The organism is Empedobacter sp. UBA7611 (genome assembly GCF_002484365.1).
Taxonomy (GTDB): Bacteria; Bacteroidota; Bacteroidia; order Flavobacteriales; family Weeksellaceae; genus Empedobacter; species Empedobacter falsenii_B.
Genome location: NZ_DLJR01000024.1, coordinates 26362 through 36454, shown reverse-complemented (window position 1 = coordinate 36454; position 10093 = coordinate 26362). Strand labels below are relative to the sequence as shown.

General features: G+C 30.0%; 10 protein-coding genes. 2 read left to right on the top strand and 8 right to left on the bottom strand.

The window, feature by feature from the left end:
* Positions 1 to 286 precede the first annotated feature (286 nt).
* From B3R94_RS03495 to B3R94_RS03460, 8 genes are all read right to left on the bottom strand, one after another.
* Complete coding sequence (locus tag B3R94_RS03495; RefSeq protein WP_286486448.1) at positions 287 to 1132, bottom strand: glycosyltransferase family 2 protein; 846 nt, start codon at positions 1130 to 1132, stop codon at positions 287 to 289.
* A 2-nt stretch (positions 1133 to 1134) separates the two neighbouring features.
* Entirely contained in the window at positions 1135 to 2256 is a 1122-nt protein-coding gene (locus B3R94_RS03490) for a glycoside hydrolase family 99-like domain-containing protein (RefSeq protein WP_114998898.1), read from the bottom strand.
* On the bottom strand, positions 2243 to 3361 hold the full coding sequence (locus tag B3R94_RS03485; protein WP_114998897.1) for a glycoside hydrolase family 99-like domain-containing protein: 1119 nt from the start codon (positions 3359 to 3361) through the stop codon (positions 2243 to 2245). Before B3R94_RS03485 ends, B3R94_RS03490 begins: the two co-directional genes overlap by 14 nt.
* The gene (locus B3R94_RS03480) at positions 3358 to 4176 is read right to left on the bottom strand and encodes an FkbM family methyltransferase (RefSeq protein WP_114998895.1); all 819 of its coding nucleotides are present in this window, start codon (positions 4174 to 4176) and stop codon (positions 3358 to 3360) included. The genes B3R94_RS03485 and B3R94_RS03480 overlap by 4 nt, the downstream gene beginning before the upstream one ends.
* Positions 4177 to 4193: 17 nt before the next feature.
* Positions 4194 to 5375 (bottom strand): polysaccharide ABC transporter ATP-binding protein, encoded by a 1182-nt coding sequence (locus B3R94_RS03475; protein ID WP_114998894.1) that lies wholly within the window; start codon positions 5373 to 5375, stop codon positions 4194 to 4196.
* 1 nt (position 5376) lies between these two features.
* Complete coding sequence (locus B3R94_RS03470; protein WP_114998892.1) at positions 5377 to 6222, bottom strand: ABC transporter permease; 846 nt, start codon at positions 6220 to 6222, stop codon at positions 5377 to 5379.
* A 67-nt stretch (positions 6223 to 6289) separates the two neighbouring features.
* Positions 6290 to 7336, bottom strand: a complete 1047-nt coding sequence (gene rfbB, locus B3R94_RS03465; RefSeq protein WP_291098711.1) for a dTDP-glucose 4,6-dehydratase — start codon at positions 7334 to 7336, stop codon at positions 6290 to 6292.
* A 21-nt stretch (positions 7337 to 7357) separates the two neighbouring features.
* Positions 7358 to 8524 carry a nucleotide sugar dehydrogenase gene (locus B3R94_RS03460; protein WP_291098708.1) on the bottom strand — a complete coding sequence of 389 codons (1167 nt, stop codon included), beginning with the start codon at positions 8522 to 8524 and terminating at the stop codon, positions 7358 to 7360.
* Positions 8525 to 8771: 247 nt separating this feature from the next.
* On the opposite strand from B3R94_RS03460, the gene panB reads away from it, so the two are divergent.
* Both panB and B3R94_RS03450 read left to right on the top strand, forming a co-directional pair.
* Positions 8772 to 9587: a 3-methyl-2-oxobutanoate hydroxymethyltransferase gene (gene panB, locus B3R94_RS03455; protein ID WP_038331097.1), complete on the top strand. Its 816-nt coding sequence runs from the start codon at positions 8772 to 8774 to the stop codon at positions 9585 to 9587.
* 107 nt (positions 9588 to 9694) lie between these two features.
* Entirely contained in the window at positions 9695 to 10054 is a 360-nt protein-coding gene (locus B3R94_RS03450) for a four helix bundle protein (protein ID WP_291098705.1), read from the top strand.
* Positions 10055 to 10093: the final 39 nt, after the last annotated feature.

Here is a 10093-nt window from a genome sequence, read left to right as displayed (position 1 = left end):
TCAAATTAATCAAATTAATCAAAATAATAATACAATAATATTAAATAAAAACTCTACTTTTAAGTGTTCTTAACAAGGGGGAGATTACAGGAATCTGTGATGATACTTCATCTATATTAGCTATAATGATGCTGAATAAGTTTGTGGATTGCTTAATTTTTCCTTTGAATTTGTTTTATACAAACAGATAGTTTAGTGTTTCTTGCTAAATGTAGATTAATAGAGGTTAGTTATTAGGTTTTGTTGTAGAGTAAAGTTGTTATTGATTAATATGAGCCTTTTCTAATTATAGGTATTTATATCCTTTAAATAGTCCTAATTTATATAATAGTTTTAGTAATCTTGATTTTTTTAGTAACTCTAATTTAGTAGAAATGTTGTCATAATCTCTTCTATTTACAAAATTATCAATAAATAGTTCTTCAATATTAACATTTCTTCTTTCAGCCATCTTGATTAAAGCAACCCAATGCCAGAAATAGGCTTTATCTGCATTCTTATTTGTAGAAATACCACCGTTATGTATTCTGTATAGATAAAGATCTTCATCTATATACAACACAGGAGCTACTTCACACATTTTCATGTACCAATCTTTGTCTTCTGCGATTTTGAGGAAAGTATCAATACCTGTCGTTTTGTTGTAAATGGATTTTTTGAAAGTTGCGAAATGCGATATCTCTCCTTTAAAATTAAGATAATGCTCATCTAATGCAGTTATTTGTGTTGCATGATGTACATTTTGTTTTTCAAGTTTTTCATTACAGATGATAAAATTAGAATAGACTAAACCTACTTCTATATTGTTATTATGATGATTTAAAATACTTTCTAAAGCTTGAGGCTCTAATGCGTCATCAGGATCTAAAAAACCACAGATTTCGCTTGAAGCAAGTTCTACCAATCTTCTCTTTGTATATCCTACTTTTTTATTTTCTTCATTTTGAAAAAGCTTAAATCTTTTGTCTTCGCCAATAATAGATTTAATAACTTCTACAGAATTATCTGTGGAGCAATCGTCTAGAATAACTACTTCGAAATTCTGATAAGTTTGTGCTATTAAGCTATCATAACAGTCTTTAAAAAAGTGTCCGTTGTTATAATTTGCGATTAAAATGGAAATTTTAAACATAACTATTGTTCTAACGTTTTTTTTAGTGTCTCTAAAAAAGCGTGTTTATTATTTCTGTCAGGTTCCATAATATTTCCTTCAGCCCATTCATTCCACGATTTAATAATTAAGAAATTTTCAGGATAATTTTTATCTTCAAAATATTCTTTAGCTTTCTCTATTTGTTTTTTAAAGTTTTCGGAAGTTGCATTATTAATTACAATACCATTTGTTCCACTTCTAGGAGTATTATCCCAATTTGGCATAATACAAGGATAAGTTGGAATCTTTGTTTCTGTAAACTTTAGGTTTTTAACAATTTCTGACATATCCTGTTGATTTACAAACTTTTTTACACTTAGTTTATTTTGTAAACCAAAAAATCCTTTTATTCTATTTTTATAGTATTCTTTTGTTGTGATTGATTGATTTATGTTCGCATTTTTTTGTATTTCCTTAACCCAAGATTTTTTAAAAGCATCTGTAATTTTCCCCTGATAGTTTAAAGATTTATAATCTAATTCATCTTCCAACTTATTACCAGCAATAATATGTAAATCCTCAAAACCATTGTTTTGTGCAAGTTTTCTTAAAATAGATAAATATGTATTATTGTTTTCATTTAAGTGAATAGGATCATAAACTATAAATACAGGACAATTATCTATTTTGATATAGCGATCATCTTCAAAAAAAGGCAATAAATAGTCAAAATGTTTTTCTACATCTCCCTCAGGATAGACTTGTTCAGCAATTATTTCATTACTTAATCCATGCCATATTCCTGTCCAAGTTTCATTTGCCCAACAAAAGCAGAAAGGAAAATCTGGCTTACCAGATTCTAATACTTCATTAGCAATACGTTCTAAAGTTTGAACCTCATTTCCAAACCAATAATGGTAATATATAAACCCATAGACACCATATTCTCTCGCTAAATTAGCTTGTTGCTCTCTTATTTCTGGTAATCTCAAATCATAATACCCTAAATCGCCAGCCAATAATGGTTGTTGATGTCCATCATATAAAGATTTAGCTTTAGTAACATTCGTCCATTCTGTAAATCCTTTCCCCCACCATTTATCATTCAAATCTGTTGGATGATACTGAGGAAGATATAATGCAAGGGGCTTAATTTTTTTCATGATATTTTTTAAATTGCCTTTGTACAACTTCTAAATATTTTTTACCATACTTTTGGTCAGGTTCAAGATGATTACCTTCAGCCCATTCATTCCAAGCATTAATAAAAATAAAATTTTCATCATTTGAATATGGTATAAAATCATTATTAATCTTATTTAACCAATCTTCAAAGTATTCGGGTGTTGAATTTTCTAAAATTAATGTTGGATTACTACCTCTTCTAGAAGTGTTATCCCAACCTGGTACAAGAGATGGAAATATTTTAAAATTTATACTTTTTTGTAAAGTTAACTTTTCACTCATCCATTGATAAGGTATTTTATTTAATTTATTTTCTTGCTTTTCTTTAATAAATCTATTCAATACATTCTTTAAAAAGTTAGATTTAGAATCCTTATTTCTATTCGAAATTTCTGTAAATACGTTCTCCCTTCGTATTCCAAATGGCTCAAAATCAATAGCCGCATCAAACCCTTCTATAAGTTTATCCCATTTTGGTGTATGAGAGAAAACCATATGACAAACATATAATTCTAATCCATGATTTTTAGCAATCGTTCGCCACATTTTTATGGTTTTCTTTATATTTGGAAGAACATATGGTTTATACACAACTATTATAGGTTTTCCATTGACCTTTATATATCTCTCATCTTTGAAAATTGGGATTAAAAAATTAATATGATCCTCATCATCACTTTCGGAATACTTTTGTTCAATCAACACTTCTTTCTCATTTCCGTCCCATGTGCGTGTCCAATTTTCATTTGCCCAACAAAACATGAAAGGTAAACTTTCATCTGGATTTTTCAGCTTTCTGTCAATCGGTTCCTGCATCAGCCTTTTGCCATTAAACCAATAGTGATAATAACAAAAACCATAAATTCCATATTGTTTGGCTAAAAGTTCTTGTGCAACTCTCGCTTCTTTTAATCTTAAGTCATAAAAACCTAAATCAGCTGGAAGCTGTGGTTGATAGTGATTATCAAATAATGGTTTCGCTTTAGTGACATTTGTCCATTCTGTAAACCCCTCACCCCACCATTCATTATTTTCATCGAAAGGGTGAAATTGTGGCAAATATATAGCTACTGGTCTAATCATTTTTCTCTAAAACAAAAAATATTTAACTGCATGTGAAAACCACCACCAATATTAACTTGTGTAAATGGATGCGGCATATTATCCCATGCCTCTTTTATATAGTATTTAAACCCAGCCTCAGATACCCATAATAAAATCTCTGATAATGTATCTTTTTCATCAATTGTATTATGAAATTCAATAAAAAGATTTTCTACATTTTTTAAGTCATCTTTAATATCTTTTAAGACTGTATATTCTGCTCCTTCTATATCTATTTTAAGAAAAAACACAGGTTTATTTATAATATAATCTTTAAGTCTAACTGCTTTTACAACAGTATTATTTGGATGATGGTCATCTTGATTAATAATTTTACCCCCCAAACTTCCTTCTGAAAAAAAAGTCAAATCATCTGCATTTATCCACACTGCTGCATTAATTAACTCAACATCTTGATTTATTTCAAAGGTTTTGATATTTGTCTCTAATTGTTGAAAAATCTTCTTATCAGGTTCAAATGCTATAAATTTTGCATTTTTAAAAAGTTTCTTTAAATAAATCATACTTAACCCAATATTTGCTCCACAGTCTAAAATTAAAACCTCATTATCAGATTTTTCAAACAGATATACTTCATCGACAAATATCTCTTCTAAACTATGTAATAACCAAAAAGGATTACTGAATAAAATATTTTTATTAAATAGATTAACGTTACCTTTTAAATAAGTATCACTAGAATATTTGGACATATGATAATAATCCTTAAAATTCAATCCTAATTTAGAATTAAATGATTTGAATTTTATCAATTTACTTATGTAGTTTTTCATAAAATCGTTTACTAAGTTTAAGTTAATATATTTTCTGATTCAAATTCAATCGAAACCCAAGACTCCTTCTCTCCTTTAACTAAAAATTCTAATATATTATTAATTCTTAAATAAGGTAGATTAGTATCGAAATCATTAATCCCAAAATCTATATTATATCTACCTAATGTTAATAGTGGATTTTTTATAATTAATGAATATTCAATAATTTTGTTTTTAATCTTCTTTTGCTCATTTACAAATACTCCTGCTACTTGAATTTGCTCCTTATTTTTTATCAACATATATAAATGAGGATAATTTATCACATTATTTTGTAAAACTTTAAACCTCAAAACTATTGTAAAACTTACGCCTCTTTCAACAACATCATTTGGTATAATAATTCTTTTATCTAATAATTTAAAATACCCATTATCAAATACTTTAGAGGACTGTTCTACTGAAAATAAATTATAATATTCTTGAATTCCTTTACCAATATCTTTTCCTTGATATTGAGCAACACCATGATTCATTAATATTATTTCTGTACATATTCTAGAAATCATATTCATTGTATGTGATACAAATATGATTGCAGTATTAGGTAATAATTCATCAATCTTACTAAAACATTTGATAACAAATCCTAAATCACCTACTGCCAATACCTCATCAATAATTAAAACATCTGGTTCTAAATGTGCTGCTACAGCAAATCCTAAGCGAACTTTCATTCCTGATGAATAATTTTGAACAGGCATATCTATAAATTTTTCTATTTCAGAGAAATCTATAATAGATTGTATTTTTTGATTTACTTCTTCTTTTGTAAATCCTAAAATTGCTGCATTATTGTAAATATTCTCACGTCCCGTTAAAATAGGGTTAAAACCAGCACCTAATTCAATAAGCGCACCTATTTTACCACGCATTACAATTTGTCCTTTATCAGGCGTATAAAGTCCGTTCAAAACTTTTAACAGCGTACTTTTCCCAGCTCCATTATGACCAATCAAACCAATACATTCTCCTCTTCTTAGTTTAAAACTTATATCTTGTACTGCCCAAAATTCTCCTTTGCGAAGTTCTTTTGAAGATTTTAATCCAAAACTACTTCGAATAATATCTGTTGCTCCATACTTTAAAGAAGTTTTGAGATCTAAAGAAAATTTCTTTGATACATTTTGAACTTCTACTAATATTTCTTTTTCCATATTATCCAGATATTTTTTCGATAATGATTGGCATTGATTTTCTGAAAACAACTAATCCTATTAAACTTATGAATATACTAATGATAAGTATTAATAAATTTAGAAACATTGATTCGATAGGCTGATTGGTAATCGAATTTCTTGTATCATTAATTAAATAAGTTAGAGGATTCAGTTTAAATAAGAGTCCAAAAAAACCTCCTTTAGGCATTGCATATACTACAGGTGTTAGATACATCAAAAATGATATTCCTGTATTAATTATTTTCGCAATATCTGTATAAATTAGTCCTATTGGAGTTATTAATAATCCTAAAGAGAAAGAAAAAATTAAAAGTACCACCAATAGAAATGGAAAGTAGAGAAAATTAATATCTAAATTAACACCGAAATAAATTAAAAAGACCACTAACAAAATAAGTTTCAATCCTAGATTGAAAAATATTTTATACATACCAGCCATTAGAAGCGCTTCTTTAGGGAAATTAATTTTAGACATAATTCCCTTTCCTGCGTTTACAGAAACCATAGGGCTTTGAACTGTATCAGCAAATACACTCCATAAAGTTGTACCAATCACAACAAACAAAGGATAAGGAATACCAACTCCTTGTACTGAAACAACACCTGATCCATTTAAAAACAGCCACACTAATGAGTTAATAATAACTGGAGCAAATGCCCAAAAAATACCCAAATAAGACTGTCTATACTGTGCTTGTATGTCCCTTTTAGCCATCTGATAAGCTAAAAAGTGAGAATTTGATATATCTTTAAATATATTTTTTAATTCCTTGAGGAAATGTGTTTTTTTGTCAGAAGAGTAAACTACTGTTTTTAAACTCATAGAAACTTTTTAGGTTAAGGTTTTAAGTTTATAGATTAATTTCTTCATCAACCTATAAAACCCTTTTTTAATTATATTGTTTTTCGTAATAATTTTGGTAATCACCAGATGTTACATTGTCTAGCCATTCTTTGTTTGATAAAAACCAATCTATTGTTAGACTCAAACCTTGTTCAAACGTCACACTTGGTTTCCAGCCTAATTCTTCGTTGATTTTAGTCGCATCAATTGCATAACGTAAATCATGTCCTGGACGATCTTTCACAAATGTGATTAATTGTTCTGAAGTTCCCACTTCTTTACCCAATTTTTCGTCCATTTGTTTACACAATTCTTTTACCAAATCAATATTTTTCCACTCATTGAAACCTCCAACATTGTAAGAACCTCCATTTTTTCCTTCGTGGAAAACCAAGTCAATCGCTTTGGCATGATCGATCACAAATAACCAATCGCGTGTATATTTTCCATCTCCATAAATTGGAAGTGGATTTCCATTCAAAATATTATGAATACACAATGGAATTAATTTTTCTGGAAAATGATTTGGTCCGTAATTGTTCGAACAATTCGTCATCACAATTGGTAATCCATAGGTATCATGATACGCTCTTACAAAGTGATCCGAAGATGCTTTTGATGCCGAATATGGTGAATGCGGATCATACGATGTTTCTTCCGTAAAGAATCCTTCATCACCCAAAGCGCCAAAAACCTCATCTGTTGATACATGATGAAAACGTTTTCCTTCGAAATTATTGTTCCAAATCGTTTTTGTTGCATTCAATAAGTTTACTGTTCCAATCACATTCGTCATCACAAATTCTAACGGATTTGTGATAGAACGATCCACGTGAGATTCGGCAGCTAAATGAATAACACCATCTGGCTGATGCTTTTCAAAAACTTCTAATATATGTTTTGCGTCAGTAATATCAGCTTTTACGAATTCGTAATTTGATTTACTTTCGATATCTTTCAAATTCTCTAAATTTCCCGCATACGTCAATGCATCAAGGTTTATAATCTTCGTTTCAGGATATTTTAAGACAAATTCTCTTACAACGTGAGAACCGATAAATCCAGCTCCACCTGTAATTAAAATAGTTTTCATAGTATTTTATAGTTGTTATTTTTAATCGTTTCCAAACAAATCTCGGGTATAAACTTTCTCTTTCACGTCAGCCAATTCAGGTGCATTTCGATTCGAGATAATCACATCACATGCTGCCTTAAAAGCTTCAAAATCATTCATCACTTTCGATCCAAAGAAAGAATCTTCTTTCAGAACCGGTTCATAAACCACCACTTCAATTCCTTTTGCTTTAATACGTTTCATTACTCCTTGAATTGCTGATGCTCTAAAATTATCCGAACCTGACTTCATAATCAAGCGATAAACACCAACTTTTTTAGGATTTTTTGCGATGATAGAATCTGCAATAAAATCTTTTCGCGTTCTGTTTGCGTCAACAATTGCTTGAATAATATTATTCGGAACTGCATCATAATTAGCCAATAATTGCTTCGTATCTTTTGGCAAACAATATCCACCATAACCAAACGATGGATTGTTGTAATGTGAACCGATACGAGGATCTAAGCCAACTCCTTCGATAATTTGTTTACTATCCAAGTTGAATGTTTGTGCATAGCTATCTAACTCATTAAAATAAGCGACACGCAAAGCTAAATAGGTATTCGAAAATAATTTGATTGCTTCTGCTTCTGTTGAATGAGTAAACAACGTCGGAATATCTTTCTTAATTGCTCCTTCTTTTAACAAATTCGCAAAAACTTCTGCTCTTTCACTTTGTTCACCGATAATAATTCTTGATGGATACAAATTGTCGTATAAAGCTTTTCCTTCTCGCAAAAATTCAGGAGAAAAAATAATATTTTGATATTCTAATCGTGATTTTAAATCTTCAACAAAACCAACCGGAACAGTCGATTTTATAATAACTACAGCATTCGGATTATATTGCTTGACATCCTTTATAACCGATTCTACACTTGATGTATTAAAATAATTTGTTTTTGGATCATAGTCCGTAGGCGTTGCAACAATCACATATTCTGCATTTGCATACGCAGTTTCTTTGTCTAAAGTCGCAAGAAAATTAAGCTCCTTATTCTGCAAAAAATCTATAATTTCTTTATCTTCAATTGGAGATTTTTTTGCATTGAGCATTGCAATCTTTTCTGGAACAACATCTAACGCCACTACCTCATTATGCTGAGCTAATAAAATTGCGTTAGACAGACCAACGTAGCCTGTTCCCACTATTGCTATTTTCATTTATGGTTATTTAAAATTAGTTTAAGAGAACAAATTTAGTGAAATTCTCTCAATTCGAACACCAATTTACTAAAAATGAGCAAATAGACAAGTATATTTACTTTTACAAAATTGTGAAAATTGTTATTTCATTTTCAACGAACCGTTTATCTTGTTCTTCATTTGTCAAACTGTAAAAAATATCAGTCAAAATTAGTTCTGTTTTAATATTCAAATTAACTTTACAAAAGTTAAAAATATAAACGTAATGTCTGTAAATAAAGAAATCAAACGTATCACTACCGAAACTGTGCGTAACATGAAATTTACCGGAGAAAAAATTTCGATGTTAACGGCTTACGATTTTACAATCGCTTCGCTTGTAGATGCGGCTGGAACTGAAGTTATTTTGGTTGGTGATTCTGCTGCTAATGTAATGGCTGGTCACGAAACGACTTTACCAATTACTTTAGATCAAATGATTTACCATGCGCAATGTGTCGTTCGTGGAGCTAAACGCGCTTTGGTTGTTGTTGATTTACCTTTCGGAACTTATCAATCTGATCCACAAAAAGCCTTAGAATCTTCTGTTCGAATCATGAAAGAATCTGGTGCACATGCGATCAAATTAGAAGGTGGAAAAGAAATCGAAGAATCTATTCGTCGTATCGTAAATGCTGGTATTCCTGTTATGGGACACTTAGGTCTTACGCCACAATCTATTTACCAATTTGGTTCATATAAAGTACGTGCAAAAGAAGATGCGGAAGCAGAAAAATTAATTAGCGATGCTAAATTATTAGAAGAATTAGGATGTTTTTCATTAGTAATGGAGAAAATCCCAGCTGATTTAGCTGCTAAAGTAACAGCCTCTGTTAATATCCCTACAATTGGAATTGGAGCAGGAGCTGGTTGCGACGGACAAGTTTTAGTTGTACATGATATGTTGGGATTAAACAACGAATTCAAACCAAAATTTGTTCGCAAATATTTAAACTTAGAAGATCAAATTCATCAAGCTGTTGGACAATATGTTGCGGATGTAAAATCGGGCGACTTCCCAAATGTGAATGAACAATATTAAAGATTGAGGTTGAGGTTGAGGTTGAGGTTGAGATAAAGACAAAACTCAATCTTAACCTTAACCTTAATCTCTGTCTATTTTCTTAAACTTAATCTCTGTCTCAAATTATGCCTTATCACGATTTCACAGAAATGCCAATTTGGATAAAAGCAATGAATATCGCTGTTCAAGTTTTTGAGTTAAGTTCAAATTTACCTCGAACAGAAGATTATGGGTTAACATCACAAATAAGACGTTCTGCAGAAAGTATTTCAGCAAATATTGCTGAAGGTTTTGGCAAATCTAGTATTAATGATAAAGTTAAATATTATGAAATCGCAAAAGGTTCGGCTTTCGAAACAAAATCACATTTAATTTATGGACAGAAAGTTTACTATTTTACAGAAGACTCTATAAATCCACTTATTGAGGAATTAAATTCTACAATTTTTGAGATTAATAAACTCAAAAAAGCTTTAAAAAATTAAATAAACTCTAATTAATTAGGTTGACTTTTCCTAAGTCTT